The organism is Mangrovibacter phragmitis (assembly GCF_040429585.1).
Taxonomy (GTDB): Bacteria; Pseudomonadota; Gammaproteobacteria; order Enterobacterales; family Enterobacteriaceae; genus Mangrovibacter; species Mangrovibacter phragmitis.
In genome coordinates this window covers 2,335,668-2,358,617 of the sequence record NZ_CP134782.1, presented here as the reverse complement: position 1 = coordinate 2,358,617, position 22,950 = coordinate 2,335,668, and the positions used below count along the sequence as shown (strand labels likewise).

General features: G+C 42.7%; 22 protein-coding genes and 1 pseudogene. 22 read left to right on the top strand and 1 reads right to left on the bottom strand.

Going from position 1 to position 22,950, the window contains the following annotated elements:
* Window positions 1–14: 14 nt before the first annotated feature.
* The 20 genes and pseudogenes from wcaM to MPHASIOC01_RS11415 all read left to right on the top strand — a co-directional run.
* Window positions 15–1,421 (top strand): colanic acid biosynthesis protein WcaM, encoded by a 1,407-nt coding sequence (wcaM, locus tag MPHASIOC01_RS11510; RefSeq protein ID WP_064594765.1) that lies wholly within the window; start codon window positions 15–17, stop codon window positions 1,419–1,421.
* 193 nt (window positions 1,422–1,614) lie between these two features.
* Window positions 1,615–2,511: a UTP--glucose-1-phosphate uridylyltransferase GalF gene (gene galF / locus MPHASIOC01_RS11505; protein WP_353614669.1), complete on the top strand. Its 897-nt coding sequence runs from the start codon at window positions 1,615–1,617 to the stop codon at window positions 2,509–2,511.
* 249 nt (window positions 2,512–2,760) lie between these two features.
* Window positions 2,761–3,846, top strand: coding sequence for a dTDP-glucose 4,6-dehydratase (rfbB, locus tag MPHASIOC01_RS11500; protein ID WP_353614668.1), 1,086 nt, complete (start codon window positions 2,761–2,763; stop codon window positions 3,844–3,846).
* A 1-nt stretch (window position 3,847) separates the two neighbouring features.
* Window positions 3,848–4,747, top strand: coding sequence for a dTDP-4-dehydrorhamnose reductase (gene rfbD, locus MPHASIOC01_RS11495; RefSeq protein ID WP_353614667.1), 900 nt, complete (start codon window positions 3,848–3,850; stop codon window positions 4,745–4,747).
* A 49-nt stretch (window positions 4,748–4,796) separates the two neighbouring features.
* On the top strand, window positions 4,797–5,675 hold the full coding sequence (gene rfbA, locus MPHASIOC01_RS11490; RefSeq protein ID WP_353614666.1) for a glucose-1-phosphate thymidylyltransferase RfbA: 879 nt from the start codon (window positions 4,797–4,799) through the stop codon (window positions 5,673–5,675).
* A 3-nt stretch (window positions 5,676–5,678) separates the two neighbouring features.
* Complete coding sequence (rfbC, locus tag MPHASIOC01_RS11485; protein ID WP_353614665.1) at window positions 5,679–6,227, top strand: dTDP-4-dehydrorhamnose 3,5-epimerase; 549 nt, start codon at window positions 5,679–5,681, stop codon at window positions 6,225–6,227.
* A gap of 5 nt (window positions 6,228–6,232) precedes the next feature.
* The gene (locus MPHASIOC01_RS11480) at window positions 6,233–7,207 is read left to right on the top strand and encodes an FAD-binding oxidoreductase (RefSeq protein ID WP_353614664.1); all 975 of its coding nucleotides are present in this window, start codon (window positions 6,233–6,235) and stop codon (window positions 7,205–7,207) included.
* Window positions 7,208–7,222: 15 nt separating this feature from the next.
* Window positions 7,223–7,996, top strand: a complete 774-nt coding sequence (rfbF, locus tag MPHASIOC01_RS11475; RefSeq protein WP_353614663.1) for a glucose-1-phosphate cytidylyltransferase — start codon at window positions 7,223–7,225, stop codon at window positions 7,994–7,996.
* A 4-nt stretch (window positions 7,997–8,000) separates the two neighbouring features.
* A complete protein-coding gene (rfbG, locus tag MPHASIOC01_RS11470) occupies window positions 8,001–9,080 on the top strand; it encodes a CDP-glucose 4,6-dehydratase (RefSeq protein WP_353614935.1) in 1,080 nt (359 codons plus the stop codon).
* Window positions 9,081–9,101: 21 nt separating this feature from the next.
* Window positions 9,102–10,415 carry a lipopolysaccharide biosynthesis protein RfbH gene (gene rfbH / locus MPHASIOC01_RS11465; RefSeq protein WP_353614662.1) on the top strand — a complete coding sequence of 438 codons (1,314 nt, stop codon included), beginning with the start codon at window positions 9,102–9,104 and terminating at the stop codon, window positions 10,413–10,415.
* 18 nt (window positions 10,416–10,433) lie between these two features.
* Window positions 10,434–11,312 (top strand): NAD(P)-dependent oxidoreductase, encoded by an 879-nt coding sequence (locus MPHASIOC01_RS11460; RefSeq protein ID WP_353614661.1) that lies wholly within the window; start codon window positions 10,434–10,436, stop codon window positions 11,310–11,312.
* A complete protein-coding gene (locus MPHASIOC01_RS11455) occupies window positions 11,309–12,652 on the top strand; it encodes a hypothetical protein (RefSeq protein WP_353614660.1) in 1,344 nt (447 codons plus the stop codon). Before MPHASIOC01_RS11460 ends, MPHASIOC01_RS11455 begins: the two co-directional genes overlap by 4 nt.
* On the top strand, window positions 12,645–12,932 hold the full coding sequence (locus MPHASIOC01_RS11450; protein ID WP_353614659.1) for a glycosyltransferase family 2 protein: 288 nt from the start codon (window positions 12,645–12,647) through the stop codon (window positions 12,930–12,932). Before MPHASIOC01_RS11455 ends, MPHASIOC01_RS11450 begins: the two co-directional genes overlap by 8 nt.
* Entirely contained in the window at window positions 12,926–13,603 is a 678-nt protein-coding gene (locus MPHASIOC01_RS11445; protein WP_353614658.1) for a glycosyltransferase family 2 protein, read from the top strand. The genes MPHASIOC01_RS11450 and MPHASIOC01_RS11445 overlap by 7 nt, the downstream gene beginning before the upstream one ends.
* Window positions 13,604–13,639: 36 nt before the next feature.
* Complete coding sequence (locus MPHASIOC01_RS11440; protein WP_353614657.1) at window positions 13,640–14,935, top strand: O-antigen ligase family protein; 1,296 nt, start codon at window positions 13,640–13,642, stop codon at window positions 14,933–14,935.
* Window positions 14,936–15,075: 140 nt separating this feature from the next.
* The gene (locus MPHASIOC01_RS11435) at window positions 15,076–16,056 is read left to right on the top strand and encodes an IS5-like element IS5 family transposase (protein WP_026141915.1); all 981 of its coding nucleotides are present in this window, start codon (window positions 15,076–15,078) and stop codon (window positions 16,054–16,056) included.
* A gap of 187 nt (window positions 16,057–16,243) precedes the next feature.
* Window positions 16,244–16,687: an acyltransferase gene (locus tag MPHASIOC01_RS11430; RefSeq protein ID WP_353614656.1), complete on the top strand. Its 444-nt coding sequence runs from the start codon at window positions 16,244–16,246 to the stop codon at window positions 16,685–16,687.
* On the top strand, window positions 16,680–17,699 hold the full coding sequence (locus tag MPHASIOC01_RS11425) for a glycosyltransferase family 2 protein (protein WP_353614655.1): 1,020 nt from the start codon (window positions 16,680–16,682) through the stop codon (window positions 17,697–17,699). The genes MPHASIOC01_RS11430 and MPHASIOC01_RS11425 overlap by 8 nt, the downstream gene beginning before the upstream one ends.
* 18 nt (window positions 17,700–17,717) lie before the next feature.
* Window positions 17,718–18,872: a glycosyltransferase family 4 protein gene (locus tag MPHASIOC01_RS11420; RefSeq protein ID WP_353614654.1), complete on the top strand. Its 1,155-nt coding sequence runs from the start codon at window positions 17,718–17,720 to the stop codon at window positions 18,870–18,872.
* Between the two features lie 13 nt (window positions 18,873–18,885).
* Window positions 18,886–19,275: pseudogene (locus MPHASIOC01_RS11415) on the top strand (sugar phosphate nucleotidyltransferase); the annotation flags it as partial.
* A gap of 150 nt (window positions 19,276–19,425) precedes the next feature.
* Here the strand turns inward: MPHASIOC01_RS11415 and MPHASIOC01_RS11410 are convergent.
* The gene (locus tag MPHASIOC01_RS11410) at window positions 19,426–20,406 is read right to left on the bottom strand and encodes an IS5-like element IS5 family transposase (RefSeq protein WP_026141915.1); all 981 of its coding nucleotides are present in this window, start codon (window positions 20,404–20,406) and stop codon (window positions 19,426–19,428) included.
* Here MPHASIOC01_RS11410 and MPHASIOC01_RS11405 point away from each other — a divergent pair.
* On the top strand, window positions 20,405–21,505 hold the full coding sequence (locus tag MPHASIOC01_RS11405) for a mannose-1-phosphate guanylyltransferase/mannose-6-phosphate isomerase (RefSeq protein WP_405027761.1): 1,101 nt from the start codon (window positions 20,405–20,407) through the stop codon (window positions 21,503–21,505). The two genes, MPHASIOC01_RS11410 and MPHASIOC01_RS11405, sit on opposite strands and share 2 nt — an antisense overlap.
* 1 nt (window position 21,506) lies before the next feature.
* Entirely contained in the window at window positions 21,507–22,934 is a 1,428-nt protein-coding gene (locus tag MPHASIOC01_RS11400; protein ID WP_353614653.1) for a phosphomannomutase, read from the top strand.
* Window positions 22,935–22,950: the final 16 nt, after the last annotated feature.

Here is a 22,950-nt window from a genome sequence, read left to right as displayed (position 1 = left end):
GAAACTGAGGATTTATGCCTGTACTTAAATCAACGCTTTCCCGCCGCCGGTTAATCCAGACCGGCGCAGCACTGGCTTCCTTACCACTCCTTTCCCGTTATGCCCGCGCCACGGGCACATCTACCGTGAGTGTCAAAAACTTTTACCAGAGCAACTGGCCGGAAGCCTTTACGCAGGCATTTGCCGCAGCGGATGTAGTGGAGGTTCCCGCCGGACTCACCTGCGACGACTTCAACAGCGCGGTGTTTATCCCCACCAATAAAAAGTTGCTGGTGAGCGGTGAAATTAAAGGCAGTGGCAAAGGCCGGTTTGTGTTGCAGGATGGCTGCCATATAACAGGGCAAAACGGCGGCCATTTGCACAATGTTATTCTCGATGTGCGGGGTTCAGGGAACAAAATCAGCGGCCTGGAAATGACCGGTTTCGGCCCGATAATGCAGATTTATATTGGCGGACGTAACCCCGGCAAAATGCGTGACCTCACCATAGATAACCTGCATGTTCACCACGCTAACTATGCCATTCTGCGCCAGGGGTTCCATAACCAGATGACAGGCGTGCGCATTACCAACTGCCGTTTTAATGACTTGCAGGGCGATGCCGTGGAATGGAATGTCGCCATTAACGACAGCGATATTGTCATTTCCGACCATGTTATCGACAACATTAACTGCACCAACGGTAAAATTAACTGGGGTATTGGTATTGGGCTTGCGGGCAGTACCTATGACAACAAGTACCCGGAAAGCCAAACGGTAAAACGTTTTGTGGTGGCGAATATTACCGGCAGCAACTGCCGCCAGTTAGTGCATGTGGAAAACGGCAAACACTTTGTGATTCGCAATGTGAAAGCACGCAATATCAGCCCACTGTTCAGCCGCACAGCGGGTATTGATAACGCCACCGTCGCTATTTATGGTTGTGATGATTTCGTGATAGATAACATAGATATGGTGAATAGCGCAGGTATGCTGATTGGTTACGGTACTGTGCGCGGCAAGTATTTATCTATTCCACAGAATTTCAAACTGAATGACGTGCGGCTGGATAACCGCCAGGCAAAACTTCCGCTGCGTGGCATTCAAATTTCTTCCGGTAACGAGACTTCGTTTGTGGCGATAACTAACCTGGATATTCAACAGGCCGGGGTAGAGTTGCATAACAAGCCGCAGCACCTGTTTTTGCGCGATATCAACGTGGTTCGCGACCGGGCAGACGGCCCGGCATTAAAATTGCATTTCGATTTACGTAAAGATGTGCGTGGGCACTTTTCGGCGCGGGAAGACACGCTGTTATCCATGGCTAATGTGCATGCGGTTGACACCCATGGCGCCGCTTCGGTGGATATTGACCGTATCGACCAAATGCATGTGAACACTAATCAACTGAATTTTGCTCTGCCACACCATGATGGCGCTTAGTTACTGCCAATATTGGCACAGCTGGCATGACAACTGGTTATGCCCTGTACGGATAATGCTGAAAAGCAAATTTTTCAATTTATTTCGATTGTGCCGGGCGCTAAGATGGCGAGCCAGGCACTATTAACAAAACGTGCTGGCACGATAGTGCCAAAGGACTATAATTCCTCAACCAGATGAGGTGGGAGTGAACATGAGTAATTTGAAGGCCGTTATTCCGGTAGCCGGTTTAGGAATGGCAATGTTGCCAGCCACTAAGGCAATTCCTAAAGAAATGCTGCCTATCGTCGACAAACCCATGATTCAATATATTGTCGATGAGATTGTGGCCGCAGGGATCAAAGAGATTGTTCTGGTTACCCATTCCTCAAAGAATGCCGTAGAAAACCACTTCGATACTTCCTATGAGCTTGAAGCCCTGCTGGAACAGCGTGTAAAACGCCAGTTGCTTGCTGAAGTTCAGTCTATTTGCCCGCCAGGCGTAACCATTATGAACGTTCGCCAGGCACAACCCCTTGGCCTGGGGCACTCTATTATGTGCGCCCACCCAACCATTGGGGATAACCCGTTTGTTGTGGTTCTGCCAGACGTAGTGATTGACAACGCCAGTGCAGACCCGTTGCGTTATAACCTTGCTGCCATGATTGCCCGCTTCAATGAGCATGGCCGCAGCCAGGTGCTGGCAAAACGTATGGACGGCGATTTATCGCAATATTCCATTATCAAAACCGAAGAGCCGCTGGAAAACGAAGGTAAAGTCAGCCGTATTGTGGACTTTATCGAGAAGCCAGACGAACCTCAGGCGCTGGAATCAGACTTGATGGCCGTTGGCCGCTATGTGCTCTCTGCCGATATCTGGCCAATTCTCGCCCGTACTCAGCCTGGTGCCTGGGGCCGTATTCAGCTTACCGACGCCATTGCCGAACTGAACCAGACTCAGCCAGTTGAAGCCACCCTGATGACAGGCGAAAGCTACGACTGTGGCAAGAAAATGGGCTATATGCAGGCATTTGTGAACTACGGGCTGCGCAACCTGAAAGAAGGGCAGAAGTTCCGTAAGAGCATTGAGAAGATGTTGGCGAACTCCTGACATCTATGGAACCTGACAGTTAGTAAAAATTGCTGATGCGAAGTGACCACCAGTCTGCCAGGCTTGAGTGGTCCTTCGCTTTTTTAGTTTGTAGAGCAAGATAATTTGATGAAAGCAGTACACTGGTAGCTGTAGAGCCAGGGGCGGTAGCGTGCCTCTGTTTTCCTTGTGCGTGTGCAATGACACTTCTGGTATTGATATATATAAAGTACATATTCAACCAGTAAAAATAATCAGAGAGTTTAAAACGTGAAAATTCTGGTGACAGGTGGGGCTGGCTTTATTGGGTCTGCAGTGGTTCGGCATATTATCAAGAACACGCAGGACCAGGTTGTTAATGTAGATAAATTAACTTATGCGGGCAATCTTGAATCCTTAGCTGAAGTGAGTGCTGACGCGCGTTACTCATTTGAACATGCGGATATCTGTGACAAATCTGCAATGGACCGTATTTTTGCGGCACATAAACCTGATGCCGTGATGCACCTGGCGGCTGAAAGCCATGTAGACCGTTCAATTACCGGACCTGCTGCCTTTATCGAAACCAATATCGTGGGCACTTACACATTGCTCGAAGCAGCCAGAAATTATTGGAATGCGCTGGAAGGTAGCCAGAAAGATAACTTCCGCTTCCACCACATTTCAACAGACGAAGTGTACGGTGACTTGCCACACCCGGATGAGTGGGAAAGTGGTGAAGCATTGCCGATGTTTACTGAAAAAACAGCTTATGCACCGAGCAGCCCATACTCTGCTTCGAAAGCTTCAAGCGATCATTTAGTTCGTGCCTGGATGCGTACATATGGTTTACCAACCATAGTCACAAACTGCTCTAACAACTATGGCCCTTATCATTTTCCAGAGAAGCTGATCCCACTTGTGATCCTGAACGCTCTGGAAGGTAAAGCTTTGCCAGTTTATGGCAAAGGCGACCAAATCAGGGACTGGTTGTATGTTGAAGACCATGCGCGCGCGCTTTATCGCGTGGTAACTCAAGGCCATATTGGGGAAACCTACAATATTGGTGGTCACAACGAAAAGCAGAACCTTGACGTGGTTCAGACCATCTGTGATTTGCTGGATGAAATGGTGCCAAAAGCAACGTCTTACCACGAGCTAATTACCTATGTTAGTGATCGTCCGGGGCATGACCGCCGTTATGCCATTGATGCGGATAAGATTCAGCATGAACTCAACTGGAAACCAGAAGAGACATTCAAAAGCGGGATTCGTAAAACGGTAGAGTGGTACCTGAACAATCAACAATGGGTGGATAACGTAAAAAGCGGTGCCTACCAGTCCTGGATTGAACAAAACTACGGGGAGCGCAAATAAAATGAATATCTTGCTTTTCGGTAAAACAGGGCAGGTTGGTTGGGAATTGCAACGGGCACTGGCTCCTCTGGGGACTGTAATTGCGGTTGATGTGGGTTCCACCGACTTTTGTGGTGATTTCAGTAATCCTGAGGGCGTGGCAGAGACTGTTCTGCGTTGCAAACCTGATGTAATTGTTAATGCTGCAGCGCATACCGCGGTAGACAAAGCCGAAAGTGAAGTTGAATTCGCTACATTATTGAATGCCACAAGTGTTGAAGCCATTGCAAAAGCGGCCGCGCAAGTAGGTGCATGGCTGGTTCACTATTCAACGGACTATGTTTTCCCGGGAGATGGCGAAACACCGTGGAAAGAAAACGACCAGACCGGGCCGCTTAACGTTTATGGTGAAACAAAACTGGCAGGTGAGCTTGCCGTGCAGAAGCATTGTGCGAAACACCTGATCTTCCGTACCAGCTGGGTCTATGCGGGTAAAGGCAATAATTTTGCAAAAACCATGCTTAAATTAGCCAAAGAACGCGACACGTTATCGGTAATTAACGATCAATTTGGCGCGCCTACCGGTGCGGAGTTACTGGCAGACTGTACAGCGCATGCGATTCGTACTGCAATGAATAAACCCGATGTTGCCGGGCTTTATCATCTGGTAGCCTCTGGCACTACAACGTGGTACGACTTTGCGGATTTTGTGTTTAACACAGCACGGGAAGCGGGAATTGTACTGGCGTTGAAAACGCTCACTCCTGTATCTACATCCGCTTATCCAACACCAGCTAAACGCCCTCATAACTCAAGAATGTCGACTGCACACTTTCAACAGCAGTTTGACCTGGTTTTGCCTGAATGGCAGCACGGTGTGAAACGTATGCTTGAAGAGCTGTTTACTACAACGACATTCTGACGGAAATCAGGTTTATTTTCCTGAGAACAAGAAATACAGGGACAATAATATGACAACGCGTAAAGGTATTATTCTCGCTGGTGGGTCTGGTACTCGCCTTTATCCAGTGACAATGGCTGTAAGCAAACAGTTGCTGCCAATCTACGATAAACCCATGATTTATTACCCATTATCCACGCTGATGCTGGCGGGTATTCGGGATATCCTGATAATCAGTACACCTCAGGATACGCCCCGGTTCGAACAATTGTTGGGGGATGGAAGCCAGTGGGGACTGAATTTGCAATATAAAATTCAGCCCAGTCCGGATGGACTTGCTCAGGCCTTTATTATCGGTGAAGACTTCATTGGTGATGACGATTGCGCGCTTGTTCTTGGCGATAATATTTTCTATGGACATGACCTTCCTAAACAGTTAGAAGCTGCGGTGAATAAATCCAGTGGAGCAACTGTTTTTGCTTACCATGTAAATGACCCCGAACGTTACGGTGTAGTTGAGTTCGATAAACATGGCATGGCAATCAGTCTTGAAGAAAAACCACTTGAACCTAAAAGTAATTATGCAGTAACGGGGCTTTATTTTTATGACAATGAAGTTGTAAAAATGGCAAAAGCTCTTAAGCCGTCCGCACGCGGAGAACTGGAGATTACTGATATAAACCGGTTATACCTTGAACAAGGTAAACTTCAGGTGGCAATGATGGGCCGTGGATATGCATGGCTTGATACTGGGACTCATCAAAGCCTGATTGAAGCCAGCAATTTTATTGCCACAATAGAAGAACGCCAGGGGCTCAAAGTTTCATGTCCGGAGGAAATCGCTTTCCGGAAAGGATTTATCGGTGCTGAACAGGTCAAAAAATTAGCTCAGCCGCTCACTAAAAATGCATACGGTAAATACTTACTGAACATGGTTAAAGGTCATTAAGTAATGAATGTAATTAAAACTGATATTCCAGATGTGCTTATTTTTGAACCTAAAGTATTCGGTGATGACCGAGGCTTCTTTTTTGAAAGTTTCAGCCAGCGAGTATTTGATGAAGCCGTAGGGCGCAAAGTAGAGTTTGTTCAGGATAACCACTCAAAATCCAGCAAGGGAGTGTTGCGGGGGCTTCATTACCAGCGAGACCCTTTCGCACAGGGTAAGCTGGTTCGCTGCGTAGTTGGCGAGGTTTTTGACGTCGCAGTCGATATTCGTAAAAGCTCACCAAACTTTGGTCAGTGGGTTGGCGTACATTTGTCTGAACAGAATAAACGCCAGCTATGGATTCCTGAAGGCTTCGCTCATGGGTTTTTGGTATTGAGCGAAACGGCTGAGTTTCTGTATAAAGCGACAAATTATTATGCACCGCAGTCCGAAGGAAGCATTATCTGGAATGATCCTGAACTGGAGATAGAGTGGCCAATTACTGGCGCACCTGATCTTTCAGCAAAAGATGCTTCCGCCCTTTCATTTTCTCTGGCAGAACTGTACGAGTAATTACTGTGTCTCATTTAATTAAAATTTTTCCGGCGGATATTTCGTTTTCGGGTGAAAATGAAAAAACACTACTTGATTCTGCTCTTGAAGCTGGCATTCACCTTGAACACAGCTGTAAAAATGGCAGCTGCGGTGTCTGCGAGGCCGAAATACTGACCGGTGAAGTTCTGGATAAACAGGACGGTATTATTACCGCAGGAAATAATATTCTGACCTGTAGTTGTCGCCCTGTGGGTGATGTTGCATTGCGTGCAACTTACTATCCTGAACTTGCTGGTCAGGTAAAAAAGATAACGCCCTGCAAAGTTGTTTCTGCTGAAAATGTCTCTGCTGATGTGATTAAGCTGGTGCTGCGCTTTCCGCCAACAACACAACTTAATTATTTACCTGGTCAATATATTAACCTTCAATACCAGGGAGTTACCCGCAGTTATTCTATTGCCAACGCCAATGGAAAAGACGGTGTTGAGTTACATATTAGAAATGTACCGAATGGGCAAATGAGTCAACTGGTTTTTAATGGCCTGGCCGCAAACACATTGATGCGAATGGAAGGGCCATGTGGCACATTTTTTATCCGCAAAAATACTCGGCCGCTAATATTTATTGCGGGTGGGACAGGTTTTGCTCCGGTAAAAGCAATGGTTGAGTCGTTGCTTTCAGAAAAAGTACAACAGGATATTTACATTTACTGGGGAATGCAGCAAGAAGATCATTTTTATTCTTCTTTACCTCTGGCCTGGGATTCAGAATACCCTAACGTCCATTTTATTCCAGTGGTATCTGGTAATGATACAAACTGGAAAGGTCGTAAAGGTTTTGTTCATAATGCGGTTGTAGAAGATTTTAAGAGCTTAGAAGATTTCGATGTTTACGCTTGTGGTTCACCGGTGATGATCGAAGCTTGTCGAAAGGATTTGATAACTCTGGGTTTGCCAGCTAAACATTTTTATTCAGACGCGTTTACCGTATCAAAATAATTTGAGGACAAAAATATGAAAGCCGTGATATTAGCCGGTGGCCTGGGTACACGTTTAAGTGAAGAAACGGTACTAAAACCAAAGCCAATGGTTGAAATCGGTGGAAAGCCAATTCTGTGGCATATAATGAAAATGTACTCTGCACATGGTATTCGCGACTTTGTGATTTGCTGCGGATACAAGGGGTACGTTATCAAAGAATATTTTGCTAACTACTTCATGCATATGTCGGATATTACCTTCCATATGGCGGAAAACCGCATGGAGGTCCACCAGAAACGCGTAGAACCCTGGAATGTGACGCTGGTTGATACAGGGGAAGCATCAATGACTGGCGGTCGCCTTAAGCGTGTACGCGATTATGTGAAAGATGATGAAGCATTTCTTTTCACTTACGGTGATGGTGTATCCGACCTGGATATCAGTGCAACGATTGACTTCCACCGTAAACACGGCAAAAAAGCGACCTTAACGGCAACTTTCCCACCTGGTCGCTTTGGTGCTCTGGATATTGAGAACAGACAGGTACGTTCGTTTAAAGAAAAACCGAAAGGCGACGGTGCAATGATTAACGGTGGATTCTTTGTCCTGCATCCTTCGGTGATTGATCTTATCGATAATGATGCAACAACCTGGGAGCAGGAACCGCTGATGCAGCTTGCTGAACAGGGGGAATTGATGGCTTTTGAACACCCTGGCTTCTGGCAACCAATGGATACGCTCCGCGATAAAATCTATTTGGAAGGTCTCTGGGATAAAGGAACAGCACCCTGGAAAACGTGGGAGTAACACAATGATCGATGCATCCTTCTGGAAAGGTAAACGGGTATTTATTACCGGTCACACGGGATTCAAAGGATCATGGTTGACGCTTTGGTTAGAGTCAATGAGCGCGGAGCTGAAAGGCTTTTCGCTCAATCCACCCACAACGCCGTCTTTATATGAAAGCGCCTCTGTTGATGATTTGATTGATTCAACAATTGGTGATATCCGTGATTTTGAAAAATTACATGCTGCCATTGCGGAGTTTAAACCCGAAATTGTTTTTCATATGGCAGCGCAACCTTTAGTCAGGCTTTCCTATGATGAGCCTGTCGAAACTTACTCGACCAACGTAATGGGAACTGTCCACCTGCTGGAAGCAGTGAAACGCGTTGGAGGTGTGAAAGCGGTTGTTAATATTACCAGCGATAAATGCTACGAGAACCGTGAATGGGTTTGGGGTTATCGCGAACATGAAGCAATGGGTGGATATGATCCCTACTCAAACAGCAAAGGCTGTGCAGAACTTGTCGCATCGGCATACAGAAATTCATTTTTTAATGAAAAAGATTATGCGCGGCATGGTGTTGCTCTGGCATCGGTGCGGGCTGGTAATGTGATAGGCGGCGGTGACTGGGCAAAAGATCGTTTAATTCCGGATATTCTGCGTTCGTTTGAAAACCAACAAACTGTTATCATTCGAAATCCTCATGCTATTCGCCCATGGCAACATGTTTTGGAACCGTTATCAGGTTACATTGCTATTGCCCAGCGACTCTATAATGAAGGCCCAGCTTTTGCTGAAGGCTGGAATTTCGGGCCGCGCGAAGATGATGCCATGCCTGTACAATTTATTGTTGAGGCTATGGTGAAAATTTGGGGTGAGGGTGCAGCGTGGTTACTGGATGGCGATGAACATCCACACGAAGCGCATTACCTGAAGCTTGATTGCTCAAAAGCGCGTATGCGCCTTGGCTGGCAACCCCGCTGGAACCTGGTTGAAACGCTGGAGCGCATTGTTAAATGGCATAAAGCGTGGATTGCGGGTGAAGATATGCTGATACGTACCCGGAATGAAATCAGCGAATATATGAATACTTCTTTGAAATAATTGAATAACAGGAATAAAGCAATGAGCGCAAACAATCTGCGTGAGCAAATCTCTCAATTAGTTGCCCAATATGCTGACGAAGCGCTGAGTCCAAAGCCGTTTGTTGCTGGCAGCAGTGTTATCCCTCCATCAGGCAAGGTTATTGGTGCTAAAGAATTACAACTGATGGTTGAAGCATCACTCGATGGCTGGTTGACGACGGGGCGTTTTAACGATGCTTTCGAGAAGAAACTGGGTGAGTTTATCGGTGTTCCATACGTACTGACTACAACTTCCGGTTCTTCTGCAAACCTGCTGGCGTTAACGGCGCTGACATCACCTAAACTGGGTGATCGTGCGTTAAAACCTGGCGATGAAGTTATTACGGTTGCTGCCGGTTTTCCAACCACGGTTAACCCAACGATTCAGAATGGCTTAATCCCTGTATTTGTTGATGTAGATATCCCGACGTACAACATTGACGCGTCTTTGATTGAAGCTGCTGTCTCTGAGAAATCAAAAGCAATTATGATTGCCCACACGCTGGGTAACGCTTTTGACCTCACTGAGGTTCGCCGTATTGCAGATAAATATAACCTGTGGCTGGTAGAAGATTGCTGTGATGCCCTGGGAACCACATATGACGGTAAAATGGTGGGAACCTTTGGCGACATTGGTACTGTAAGCTTCTATCCGGCGCACCATATCACTATGGGTGAGGGTGGCGCTGTATTCACTCAGTCTGCTGAACTGAAAAAAATTATTGAATCTTTCCGTGACTGGGGCCGTGATTGCTATTGCGCGCCGGGTTGCGACAATACTTGTGGCAAACGTTTTGGACAACAACTCGGATCTTTGCCATTCGGTTATGACCACAAATACACATATTCCCACCTGGGCTATAACCTCAAAATCACCGATATGCAGGCAGCATGTGGCCTGGCTCAGTTAGAACGTATCGATGAGTTTGTACGCTTACGTAAAGAGAACTTTGCTTACCTGAAACAAGGGTTGCAGTCTTGCGCTGAATTTCTTGAGCTTCCTGAAGCAACGGATAAGTCTGATCCTTCATGGTTTGGCTTCCCGATTACACTGAAAGAAACCAGCGGTGTATCGCGTGTTGACCTGGTTAAATTCCTTGATGAAGCGAAAATTGGCACTCGCCTGTTGTTTGCCGGGAACCTGATCCGCCAGCCTTACTTCGCGAATGTTAAATACCGCGTTGTTGGTGAGTTGACCAATACTGATCGTATTATGAACCAGACATTCTGGATTGGTATTTATCCTGGCTTGACTAAAGAACATTTAGATTTCGTTGTATCGAAATTTGAAGAATTCTTTGGTTTGAATTTCTAGTTGTATTTGGGGCGTTTTATGTTGAGCAAAAAAATTATTCTTACAGGTGCAAGTGGTTTTATTGGCAAGCATCTACTCACTAAGCTTTTAGAGGATAACTATCATGTTTTAGCACTAAAACGCCCTGAAAGTAATAAAGTCGTATGTGCAGAAAATCTAATTTGGGCCAACATTAATGATGTGGAAAATCATAGTTTCATTAATGGTGGCGTTGATGCAATAATCCACCTTGCGACTGATTATGGGCGTAGTGATGAAGGAGGAGTTATCTCGCAATATATGTGCAATGTCCTTTTGCCATTACGTCTTGTAGAATTGGCCAGGTTGAAAAAAATACCATTATTCATTTCTGCAGATAGTTTTTTTGGTAAATACGAGTATTCGTACATGAAAACTTATATTTTATCAAAAAAGCATTTTAAAGAGCTAGCAGAAGAGCTTCTTCGTGATTCAGCAACAGGATTTGCTAATCTTCGATTAGAGCATGTTTATGGAGAAGGTGATGGTAGTAAAAAATTTATTCCATTCATTGTTCATGCATTAAAAACTTCCAAAGAACAAATCAAATGCACAAGTGGAGTACAGCGTCGTGACTTTGTGTATGTTGAAGATGTTATAAATGCCTTTATTTATGTTCTCAAATATCATCCTTCAAATAGACTTGTAGAGTATGAGGTTGGTACAGGTGAATCGCATTCATTGAAAGAAATGATTGAAGAATTAAAAGAACAACTTAAGAGTGATGCGCCAGTAAAATACGGGGCTATCCAGCTGAGAAATGATGAGATATTAGATTCTAAAGCAAATATAGATAATCTCAATAAATTAGGTTGGCATCCTGTGTATAGTTTGAAGGATGGTGTGAAAAAAATGTTGAATAAAGAGAAGATAAGTTGAGTATATTACACCGATTTGGTATTGACAGGGCAGTGATGTATGTATTGTTTGGAAAATGCATATCTATATTATCAGGATTATCAATAATATTATTGATTCCACATTATTTAAGTCCAGAATTACAGGGATATTATTATACATTTAACTCAATAGTAGCATTGCAAATTATATTTGAACTTGGTTTCTCTGTTGTTATTATACAATTCGTAAGCCACGAAATGTCCGCTCTTAAATATGAGATGGACAAGAAAGATATTGAAGGTGAGTTACATAATAAAAGGCGTATCCTTTCCATTGTGAGTTTTTCAGTAAGATGGTATGGCGCTATTGCGCTTGCTATAATATTATGCGTAGGGCCAATTGGCTATATATTCTTTAATTTTGAAAATAACACAAATATACATTGGCAAAGCGCCTGGATAACATTGACAGCAGCAACTGCAATTAATGTTTTCTTTATTTCTATTGTTTCGATAGCAGAAGGCTGTGGTTTAGTAGTAAAGGTGAATAAAATGCGAGCTATTCAGGCATCAATAGCTGCATTATTATCAATAATATTTCTAATCAGTGGTCATGGTCTATTCGCTACTGCATCAATAGCAATATCTGGTTGTATCGTTTACTGTATCTTTACCGTAAGATACTTCTGGAGCACTATACAAGAGTCATATTTAGCGAGAAAAAATCAGTCCGCAAATATTACTGGGATTTCATGGAAAAAAGAAATTTTACCAATGCAATGGCGCATTGCATTAAGTTGGATGTCTGGATATTTTATTTTTTTTGCAATGACGCCAATTGCATTTAAATACTTTGGTCCAGTTTATGCTGGTAAGTTGGGAATGTCACTCACACTTTGCAATATGATTATGGCAACTGCATTAGCCTGGATATCAACCAGGTTTCCCCGATGGGGAAGATTAATCTCGATGGGTGACCGGCATGAACTGGATATATCATTCCGAACATCGACAATACAATCAGCTGGTTTCGTGCTTATTTGTCTTACTGGCGCTGTTTTCAGTATAGTTTTGTTGAATTATTTAAATTTTAATTTTACGCATCGCTTCTTTTCACCAGTAGATTTCTCGATTCTTAGTTTATCAATATTAGGATCACATTTAGTTGCCTGTATGGCGACTTATATTCGGGCTCATAAAGTTGAGAAGATGGCTATGGTGTCATTTATTATGGCAACATTGACAACGAGTTGTATGAGCTTGGTAGCATTTTTTCATCAGGAAAAATTATATATAATTGTATACTGCCTAATAGTATGGATATATTTCGTCCCACATTCATTTTTAATTTTTAAGGAGTTTAAAAAGAATTATGTCTAAGGAAGGGAAAATACTATCACTTACTATCCCAACATACAATCGTGCAGGATACTTAAAGCGTTTGTTAGATTCTATATCCAGACAAGCAATAGAAGTTAGTTCTTATTTAGAAATTATTATTATTGATAATGCGTCCACTGATAATACTGTTGAAGTGGTAAATGATTTTATAAATAAAGTGCCATTTGCTAAATTTATCAAGAATGACAGTAATTTGGGAATGGATGGTAATTTTAAAAATGCTTTGAATCTGCATCTGCTAAATATTTCTGGATGCTAGGTGATGATGATTTTCTAAGTGAACATGCGTTATCTAATGTAATATCCATTTTAAATGGATATCACTCTTATGATCTAATCTATGTATCTTCTACTATAAATGAAAGTGCTTTAGAAGAAGATTTTGGTTATAACGAAATCACATCGAGAGATGAGTTTATAAAACATGTAGGGATTATGTTTACATTTATATCAGGTATGATTTGCAATAGGGATAGATATTTTGATTTGCCTGATAATAATAAAGCTCCGATGCTTGAAGGTAGTTTTCTGATGCATTTATATTGGCAACTTCCTTTGCTAAAACATGGTGGGCGATTTGCTATTATAAATAATAATATAATATATGCGACTCCTGATAACTCTGGTGGATATAGATTATTTCGTGTATTTTCAAAGAATTTGTCAATGATATTGGATATTTTTTATAAGCGTAAAGATTATACGAGCATAAGAGTTAGAAAAAGTTCGATGTTTTTTTTGATGAACTTTTTGAATAACTCACATAAAACTCGAGGTTTTGGAGAGGAAAGTTATTTACCTGATTGCGATTATGCTTTTAGTGATTTGAATATCTATCAATATTGCTTCCGATTTTTTTATTTATATCCTGTGCTCCTTAAATTTTCACAGAAACTAAAGCCTTTGATAAAAAAAATAATGCGAAAATAGCATATCTTACATATTAATTGCATGGTAAATCGAATAATGTTAAAGCAAACAACTCTCGAAAGAATAATACTCTTTCTAATAATAACTATTGTTGGATCACCTTATTTTAGCTCATGGTTGCCAAAAGTCTTTGATATGCCGATCGGTCCATTGTTTCGGTTTTCAGCAATAGTTTTATTTTATGCGGTATTGGCTTACGCACTTATATTGTCGGGTCGTATAAGAGTCAGTATAGTCATTTTTGCTCTTCTTATTTTATTGGCTGTGGGTGCAATTTTATCTGCGATTGAAAATAAATCAAATGTGTTGCAAATTATTCTTGGTTTACATGCGTTAGTATTTTATCCAATGGTTTTTAGTATTCTGGTTTGTTATTTTAATAATAGCTATGGGAAGGTGAATTGGACTAAAACTAATTTACTTCTAAAACGAACTTTGACGATAATATTTCTTTTAACTAGTGTAATAGCAATTATTGATGTTATTACGGATGGTAATTTCACTCTCATGTTGGGTTATGACCCTAATTATGGCGGTGATAATTTTTCATTGATTAATAGATATTATAGCCTTGTTCGTGCTAATGGTGGCTTTGCTGATGCGTTAGCTTTTGGCTACTTGATGGCAATTGGCTTTATATTCTTCGTTTATAATATAAATAAGAAATATGGTAAACTTTATTTAAATATCATCGGTGTTGTATTGACGTCTATCGCCTGTGTTTTGTCAATTACTCGTGGAGCTATTATTACACTAGTTATTGCAGCAATGATATTTATATACCGGAGTAATACGGTAGTTAAAGTGAATACTATCCTTATGGGTTTTTTGCTCTTGCTTGCTGTATCATTAAGTAGCTACTCTAATATATTTATGGGTCGATTTACTGATAGCGACAAGGGTTCACGAGTATCCACTACTCTCCGTTATGACATGGCTTTGGAGTCTATTCATTTCCTTGGTAATCACCCTTTCGGTGAAGGACTGGGTTCGCAAGGCGCGGGCAGTACACTATCAACCAAAACAGAGAGAATAAATACAGATAATTTTATATTTCACAGTATGCTTGAAGCTGGTATATTCGGTGGGGTAATTTTTCAACTTTTAATTTTATATCAGTTTAAAAATTTTTACACTAACACCCGTAATAACAGGCGGTATTTCTTTGCGCTATTCTTCTTATACTGGTTGTCTGCCGCTGTGAGTTCGTCCTTACAGGCGGGCGTTCTTTCTGTTATATTTTGGATAGTGTGCTTTATAATTTATAGCGAAACGGTAATTAAAAACAGAGAACCATATTTAGAATATGCTGGCAGAGATAAATTATGCTGATTTATAAAATTAAGTGCAGACTGCGTGCGTTGTATTATAATTTCACTCGCCGACTATCAATTCGTATTCTAGGGAAGGTGCGAACAAGTCCCTGATATGAGATCATGTTTGTCATCTGGAGCCATGAAAAAGGGTTCATCATGAGTCATCAGCTCACCTTCGCCGACAGTGAATTCAGCAGTAAGCGCCGTCAGACCAGAAAAGAGATTTTCTTGTCCCGCATGGAGCAGATTCTGCCATGGCAAAACATGGTGGAAGTCATCGAGCCGTTTTATCCCAAGGCTGGTAATGGCCGGCGACCTTATCCGCTGGAAACCATGCTACGCATTCACTGCATGCAGCATTGGTACAACCTGAGCGATGGCGCGATGGAAGATGCTCTGTACGAAATCGCCTCCATGCGTCTGTTTGCCCGGTTATCCCTGGATAGCGCCTTGCCGGACCGCACCACCATCATGAATTTCCGCCACCTGCTGGAGCAGCATCAACTGGCCCGCCAATTGTTCAAGACCATCAATCGCTGGCTGGCCGAAGCAGGCGTCATGATGACTCAAGGCACCTTGGTCGATGCTACCATCATTGAGGCACCCAGCTCGACCAAGAACAAAGAGCAGCAACGCGATCCGCAGATGCATCAGACCAAGAAAGGCAATCAGTGGCACTTTGGCATGAAGGCCCACATTGGTGTCGATGCCAAGAGTGGCCTGACCCACAGCCTAGTCACCACCGCGGCCAACGAGCATGACCTCAATCAGCTGGGTAATCTGCTGCATGGAGAGGAGCAATTTGTCTCAGCCGATGCCGGCTACCAAGGGGCGCCACAGCGCGAGGAGCTGGCCGAGGTGGATGTGGACTGGCTGATCGCCGAGCGCCCCGGCAAGGTAAGAACCTTGAAACAGCATCCACGCAAGAACAAAACGGCCATCAACATCGAATACATGAAAGCCAGCATCCGGGCCAAGGTGGAGCACCCATTTCGCATCATCAAGCGACAGTTCGGCTTCGTGAAAGCCAGATACAAGGGGTTGCTGAAAAACGATAACCAACTGGCGATGTTATTCACGCTGGCCAACCTGTTTCGGGCGGACCAAATGATACGTCAGTGGGAGAGATCTCACTAAAAACTGGGAATAACGCCTTAAATGGCGAAGAAACGGTCTAAATAGGCTGATTCAAGGCATTTACGGGAGAAAAAACGGCTCAAACATGAAGAAATGAAATGACTGAGTCAGCCGAGAAGAATTTCCCCGCTTATTCGCACCTTCCCTAGGAAGTAATCCAAAAATATTTGGTGCCAAATATATAAAGATGGATACCTGCTCTATTGGGGATAATTGCTGGATACAAGCTGTAGACTCTTATAAGAAACAAAAATTTAATCCTGAAGTGGTTTTTGGAAAAAAGGTGATGATGAGCTGTAATGTTCATATCTCAGCTGTGAAAAAAATTACACTTGGGAATAATGTCTTATTGGGTTCTAATATTTATATAGGTGACCACTCGCATGGTTCTACGAGACTGGGTAGGTTTGAAGCGAATATTCCCCCTGCATTAAGAGATCTTGACGATATAGCCGAAATCACTATTGGGGACAATGTCTGGGTTTGTGATAACGTAGTAATTCTTGCTGGTGCATCTATTGGTAATGGTTCCGTAATTGCTGCAAATTCTGTTGTGAAAGGAAGTTTTGAAGCAAATAGCCTTATTGGTGGAAATCCAGCGAAATTTATAAGGAAATTGACTAATGTCTAAAATAACATCAATATCAGTGGTCATACCCAGTTATAATCGAGTAATTGAATTAAAAGAGCTACTTGAGTCAGTGCTTACTCAGACTGTGTTACCTGATGAGGTTTTGATCTGTGAAGATAACTCTCCTGAAAAGTTTAATATCCAGGAAATGGTTAATTCTTTCAGAGAAAGTTTTAGAGAAAAAAATATAGAAATTACATTCATTATTAATGAAAAAAATCTGGGATATGATAAAAATTTGCGGAAGTGTATAGAAAGTGCTTCTGGGCAATGGGCATTAATAATGGGTAATGATGATTTGTTGTTACCCAATGCTATTGAAGATGTAAAATCATATATTGGTAGAAATTCTCAGGTTAACTTTATTTCTCGTAGTTTTATCCGGTTCAACAACAATATTAAAAGTCCAATTGGTCTGTCTACCTTAAGTAATAAAGATACTATTTATAAAATAGAACAATCAGATCCAAAAATGATTTTTAGAACTGCAGGTTTTGTAGGTGGATTAGTTGTCAATGTTGCTTTTGCTAAGTCACTACATACTGAAGAATTTGATGGTTCCTTATATTATCAAATATACCTGGCAGCGTCTGCATTCATAGGTGAGGGGATTGGGTATATAGCCACCCCCATTATTGGTGGGCGCGCAGATAATCCCCCAATGTTTGGTCATGCTGATGATGATAAAGCTTTTCATGTGCCTGGTAGTTATACTGCACGAGGCCGTGCAACCATGTGGAGCGGCGTTCTTAAAATAGCTAAAATTGTTGGCGAAAAAAATAAAGTTGAACTTTATGATTCATTAAAACATGAGCTTATGACCAGGCAGTCATTTCATATTTTTGAGATGAATGCAGGACAAAGCGTTAAGGTCAATACTGAATTAAAAACAGAGCTTTCTGCTTTGGGATTAATGAATCATCCGATGCCAATTTTTTTCTATATAATCAATTGTACGCTAGGAAAGAAAGCACGCTATATATATAGAATTATTCGCAAAGTTATGCAGTGATTGCATGGTATAAATGAAATGAAAAAGAATATTAATATTTCTCTGGTTCATGAGTGGTTGCTAAGTTATGCGGGTTCAGAACAAGTTTCTGCGCAAATTTTAAAAACATTTCCTCATGCTGATTTGTATTCAGTTGTGGATTTTCTTACTCCAGAACAGCGAGAAAAATTCTTGGGTAAAAGTGCTACCACAACTTTTATTCAGAACTTGCCGGGTGCGAAAAAACATTATCAAAAATATTTGCCATTGATGCCATTGGCAATCGAACAATTAGATTTGTCATCCGCTGATATTGTTATTTCCAGTGCGCATTCAGTTGCTAAAGGAGTTATTACTGGGCCAGACCAACTTCATATTAGTTATGTCCACTCACCAATACGCTATGCATGGGACTTGCAGCATCAATATTTAAAAGAATCTGGTTTAAATCGCGGTGTTAAAGGTTGGTTAGCTAAATGGTTACTTCATAAAATGCGCATTTGGGATTGCCGGACTGCTAATGGAGTTGATTATTTTATTGCTAATTCTAAGTTCATAGCACGCAGAATACACAAAGTATACCGGCGGCATGCAGATGTTATTTATCCTCCAGTTGCAGTTAATGACTTTTCTCTTGTGACAGAGAAAGATGATTTTTATTTAACTGCGTCACGGATGGTTCCATACAAACGAATCGATTTGATAGTTGAAGCGTTCAGTGCAATGCCGGACAAAAAGCTAATTGTAATTGGCGATGGTCCTGAAATGAAAAAGATCAAAGCATCTGCTGCCAGTAATGTTAACATACTGGGCTATCAGTCATTTTCTGTACTCCGCGAACATATGCAAAAAGCGCGAGCTTTTGTTTTTGCCGCTGAAGAAGATTTTGGTATCATTCCTGTCGAAGCACAAGCCTGTGGAACGCCTGTTATTGCCTTTGGCAAAGGAGGTGCGCTTGAAACTGTCATTTCTGATGAACATGATGACCCAACTGGTGTGTTTTTTGCACATCAGACCAGGGAGTCAATTATTGCTGCAGTAGAATTATTTGAACAAAAGCTGAGTATTTTTTCTCCCCATGCTTGCAGGAAGAATGCTGAACGTTTTTCACAAGAACGTTTTGATCGTGAGTTTCAGGCATATGTTGAATCCAAATGGAAAGAGTTTTGCGATTTTCGGCAAGTAAAACCTTAATATTGGTAATATTATGAATAAGATAATACCAGTTATCATGGCTGGTGGTAGCGGTAGTCGGTTGTGGCCACTTTCACGTGAGATGTTCCCAAAGCAATTTTTGGGCGTGGAAAATAACGGGACCATGCTGCAAAATACAATTCAACGGCTGGATAAATTGCGTGCTGATTCTCCAGTGGTTATCTGTAACGAAAAACACCGGTTCCTTGTTGCCGAGCAATTACGCTCAATTAATAAGCTATCTAATAATATAATATTAGAACCTTTTGGCCGAAATACTGCCCCGGCAATTGCACTCACAGCTTTCACTGTTTTACAAAAACAAAAAAATAAAGATTCGCTATTATTAGTACTGGCTGCTGATCATCTTATTCAAAACGAAGATGCTTTTGTTTCCTCTGTGACTAAGGAAGGTGCGAATAAGCGGGGAAATTCTTCTCGGCTGACTCAGTCATTTCATTTCTTCATGTTTGAGCCGTTTTTTCTCCCGTAAATGCCTTGAATCAGCCTATTTAGACCGTTTCTTCGCCATTTAAGGCGTTATTCCCAGTTTTTAGTGAGATCTCTCCCACTGACGTATCATTTGGTCCGCCCGAAACAGGTTGGCCAGCGTGAATAACATCGCCAGTTGGTTATCGTTTTTCAGCAACCCCTTGTATCTGGCTTTCACGAAGCCGAACTGTCGCTTGATGATGCGAAATGGGTGCTCCACCTTGGCCCGGATGCTGGCTTTCATGTATTCGATGTTGATGGCCGTTTTGTTCTTGCGTGGATGCTGTTTCAAGGTTCTTACCTTGCCGGGGCGCTCGGCGATCAGCCAGTCCACATCCACCTCGGCCAGCTCCTCGCGCTGTGGCGCCCCTTGGTAGCCGGCATCGGCTGAGACAAATTGCTCCTCTCCATGCAGCAGATTACCCAGCTGATTGAGGTCATGCTCGTTGGCCGCGGTGGTGACTAGGCTGTGGGTCAGGCCACTCTTGGCATCGACACCAATGTGGGCCTTCATGCCAAAGTGCCACTGATTGCCTTTCTTGGTCTGATGCATCTGCGGATCGCGTTGCTGCTCTTTGTTCTTGGTCGAGCTGGGTGCCTCAATGATGGTAGCATCGACCAAGGTGCCTTGAGTCATCATGACGCCTGCTTCGGCCAGCCAGCGATTGATGGTCTTGAACAATTGGCGGGCCAGTTGATGCTGCTCCAGCAGGTGGCGGAAATTCATGATGGTGGTGCGGTCCGGCAAGGCGCTATCCAGGGATAACCGGGCAAACAGACGCATGGAGGCGATTTCGTACAGAGCATCTTCCATCGCGCCATCGCTCAGGTTGTACCAATGCTGCATGCAGTGAATGCGTAGCATGGTTTCCAGCGGATAAGGTCGCCGGCCATTACCAGCCTTGGGATAAAACGGCTCGATGACTTCCACCATGTTTTGCCATGGCAGAATCTGCTCCATGCGGGACAAGAAAATCTCTTTTCTGGTCTGACGGCGCTTACTGCTGAATTCACTGTCGGCGAAGGTGAGCTGATGACTCATGATGAACCCTTTTTCATGGCTCCAGATGACAAACATGATCTCATATCAGGGACTTGTTCGCACCTTCCCTAAAGCTATACCTTATGCCGGGCATGGCAAGTTAGTTACTTTTGGTATTGTCCCTTCTCATCCTGAAACTGGTTATGGTTATATTCGCAGAGGACAACAAGATGGAAGTGATGCATTCATTGTTCATGAATTTGTTGAAAAACCTGATTATGACATTGCATGCAATTATTTATCCAGCGGTGAATATTACTGGAACAGTGGCATGTTTATGTTCAAGGCTGAAAGTTATCTGGCAGAATTAAAAGAATTCCGCCCTGATATCTACAAGCAGTGCGAACGTGCGGTTATGCAAACTAATGAAGATTTAGACTTTGTCCGTATTGATGAGGAAGCGTTCGCACAATGTCCCTCCGAGTCCATCGACTACGCAGTAATGGAGCATACCAGTCATGCTGTTGTTGTTCCTATGGATGCCGGTTGGTCTGATGTTGGCTCATGGTCTTCGCTTTGGGATATTTCGAATAAAGATGAATCAGGTAATGTGACCCGAGGGGATGTAGTACAGTTTGACTGCCGCGACACTTATGTTCATTCTGAAGATGCGTTGGTAGCGACCCTGGGATTGGACAATACCATTATAGTCCAGACTTGCGATGCAGTATTAATTGCCAATAAAAACCATGTTCAGAATGTTAAAAAGGTAGTCGACTATCTTAAGTCCAATAACAGGACTGAACATTGTGAACATAAAGAGATCTATCGTCCTTGGGGAAGTATTAAAACGCTGGTACATGGTGATGAATACCTTGTCCGCAAAGTTACGCTACGCCCTGAAATGCAATTGGCAGCTCAAATTCATCATCACCGGTCTGAGCACTGGACTGTTTTATCAGGTAAAGCGACGGTTATTTTAGAAGATCGCGAATATAATGTTGAAGAAAATCAGTCGACTTTTATTCCTGCGGGAGTAGTACATGTATTATCTAATGCAGGTTTACAGCCACTGGAGATTATTGAAATTCAGTCTGGTAAGAACATAAACGAAGACGATATTGTTCGTGTTGAAAACACTTTTTCAGGGAGGAAATAGCATGTCAGATTTTTTAAGCAACTCGGTTATCGAGGCTTCAAATATCCAATTTGGTACTAGTGGTGCTCGTGGGCTGGTTAAAGATTTTACTCCAGAAGTTTGTGGGGCATTTACTGCAAATTTTTTAAATGTAACAGCCAAAGATTATTCGTTCGATACAGTCGCTATTGGTATCGATAACCGCCCAAGTAGTTATAATATGGCTCGGGCCTGTGCCGCAGTTATAGAATATATGGGGTTCAGACCTCTTTATTGTGGCGTCATTCCCACGCCAGGGTTGGCTTATTATGCATTGCTGAATAAGATTCCCGCAATTATGATTACGGGGAGTCATATCCCCTTTGATCGCAATGGGATGAAGTTTTACCATCCAGATGGTGAAATTACCAAAAAGGATGAAGTGGCAATTATTGAAGGGAGTATTCCATTCAGCCTTTCTGGTGTTCTTCCTGAGTTGGAGATTAGTACTGCTGCAACAACTGAGTATATTGACAGGTACAGGTCTTTTTTCCCAGAGAGTTGCCTTCAAGGGTTACGTATTGGCATTTATGAACACTCGAGCGCTGGGCGTGATATATATTCATTGCTGTTTTCAAGTTTAGGTGCTGATGTTGTTTCTCTTGGTCGTAGTGATGAGTTTGTTCCTATTGATACTGAGGCTGTGTCTGAGGAGGATTGCCAGCGGGCGATTGAGTGGACACAAGCGTTAAATCTTGATGCCATATTCTCAACAGATGGTGATGGTGATCGGCCTTTATTAAGTGATGAACAAGGGCTGTGGCTCCGTGGAGATATACTGGGGTTGCTGTGCTCAGTCCATCTCGGTATTGAGGCTGCGGCTGTGCCTGTTAGTTCGAACAGTGTTGTGCACACAAGTGGCCTGATTCCCAATGTTACCCTCACGAAAATAGGCTCGCCCTATGTAATTGCGGCATTTGATACTCTGCGGAAGACATTCATGAATATTGCAGGTTTTGAAGCCAATGGTGGTTTTCTGTTAGCCAGTGATATCACCCAGGCTGGGCGTATATTAAAGGCATTACCAACTCGAGATGCCTTATTGCCAGCCTTGACTTTGCTAGTATCCAGTCAGAATAAGAAGATATCACAACAAGTTTCTGACTTGCCTCCTCGTTATACTGCTTCTGACAGGCTACAAAATTTTTCACCAGCCAGGAGTGCTGAGCTGCTTAAAAAACTTCATGGTGATTCCGCAGCAGTACTAAACGATTTAGGTATCCTGGATGCTCATGTTACTGACTGTGATACAACGGATGGTATTCGGCTTAAGTTGAGTAACGAGACTATTGTTCACCTCCGGCCATCAGGAAATGCACCTGAACTGAGATGCTATGCAGAATCAGCAGCACCGGGTAAATCAGTTGAACTGGTTAAGATCGTTTTATCTAATATTGAAGGCAAGTTTTAATGGCTAGTATGTCGCG

Excerpts from the sequence above, each read along its gene's own strand:
- rfbD (WP_353614667.1), top strand. The coding sequence starts at position 3,848 with ATGAATATCTTGCTTTTCGGTAAAACAGGGCAGGTTGGTTGGGAATTG.
- MPHASIOC01_RS11440 (WP_353614657.1), top strand. The coding sequence starts at position 13,640 with ATGTTAAAGCAAACAACTCTCGAAAGAATAATACTCTTTCTAATAATA.
- MPHASIOC01_RS11435 (WP_026141915.1), top strand. The coding sequence starts at position 15,076 with ATGAGTCATCAGCTCACCTTCGCCGACAGTGAATTCAGCAGTAAGCGC.
- MPHASIOC01_RS11400 (WP_353614653.1), top strand. The coding sequence starts at position 21,507 with ATGTCAGATTTTTTAAGCAACTCGGTTATCGAGGCTTCAAATATCCAA.
- MPHASIOC01_RS11420 (WP_353614654.1), top strand. The coding sequence starts at position 17,718 with ATGAAAAAGAATATTAATATTTCTCTGGTTCATGAGTGGTTGCTAAGT.
- rfbF (WP_353614663.1), top strand. The coding sequence starts at position 7,223 with ATGAAAGCCGTGATATTAGCCGGTGGCCTGGGTACACGTTTAAGTGAA.
- MPHASIOC01_RS11425 (WP_353614655.1), top strand. The coding sequence starts at position 16,680 with ATGTCTAAAATAACATCAATATCAGTGGTCATACCCAGTTATAATCGA.
- rfbG (WP_353614935.1), top strand. The coding sequence starts at position 8,001 with ATGATCGATGCATCCTTCTGGAAAGGTAAACGGGTATTTATTACCGGT.
- MPHASIOC01_RS11430 (WP_353614656.1), top strand. The coding sequence starts at position 16,244 with ATGGATACCTGCTCTATTGGGGATAATTGCTGGATACAAGCTGTAGAC.
- MPHASIOC01_RS11450 (WP_353614659.1), top strand. The coding sequence starts at position 12,645 with ATGTCTAAGGAAGGGAAAATACTATCACTTACTATCCCAACATACAAT.
- wcaM (WP_064594765.1), top strand. The coding sequence starts at position 15 with ATGCCTGTACTTAAATCAACGCTTTCCCGCCGCCGGTTAATCCAGACC.
- MPHASIOC01_RS11460 (WP_353614661.1), top strand. The coding sequence starts at position 10,434 with ATGTTGAGCAAAAAAATTATTCTTACAGGTGCAAGTGGTTTTATTGGC.
- MPHASIOC01_RS11410 (WP_026141915.1), bottom strand. The coding sequence starts at position 20,406 with ATGAGTCATCAGCTCACCTTCGCCGACAGTGAATTCAGCAGTAAGCGC.
- rfbH (WP_353614662.1), top strand. The coding sequence starts at position 9,102 with ATGAGCGCAAACAATCTGCGTGAGCAAATCTCTCAATTAGTTGCCCAA.
- galF (WP_353614669.1), top strand. The coding sequence starts at position 1,615 with ATGAGTAATTTGAAGGCCGTTATTCCGGTAGCCGGTTTAGGAATGGCA.
- MPHASIOC01_RS11445 (WP_353614658.1), top strand. The coding sequence starts at position 12,926 with ATGCTAGGTGATGATGATTTTCTAAGTGAACATGCGTTATCTAATGTA.
- MPHASIOC01_RS11405 (WP_405027761.1), top strand. The coding sequence starts at position 20,405 with ATGATGAACCCTTTTTCATGGCTCCAGATGACAAACATGATCTCATAT.
- rfbC (WP_353614665.1), top strand. The coding sequence starts at position 5,679 with ATGAATGTAATTAAAACTGATATTCCAGATGTGCTTATTTTTGAACCT.
- rfbA (WP_353614666.1), top strand. The coding sequence starts at position 4,797 with ATGACAACGCGTAAAGGTATTATTCTCGCTGGTGGGTCTGGTACTCGC.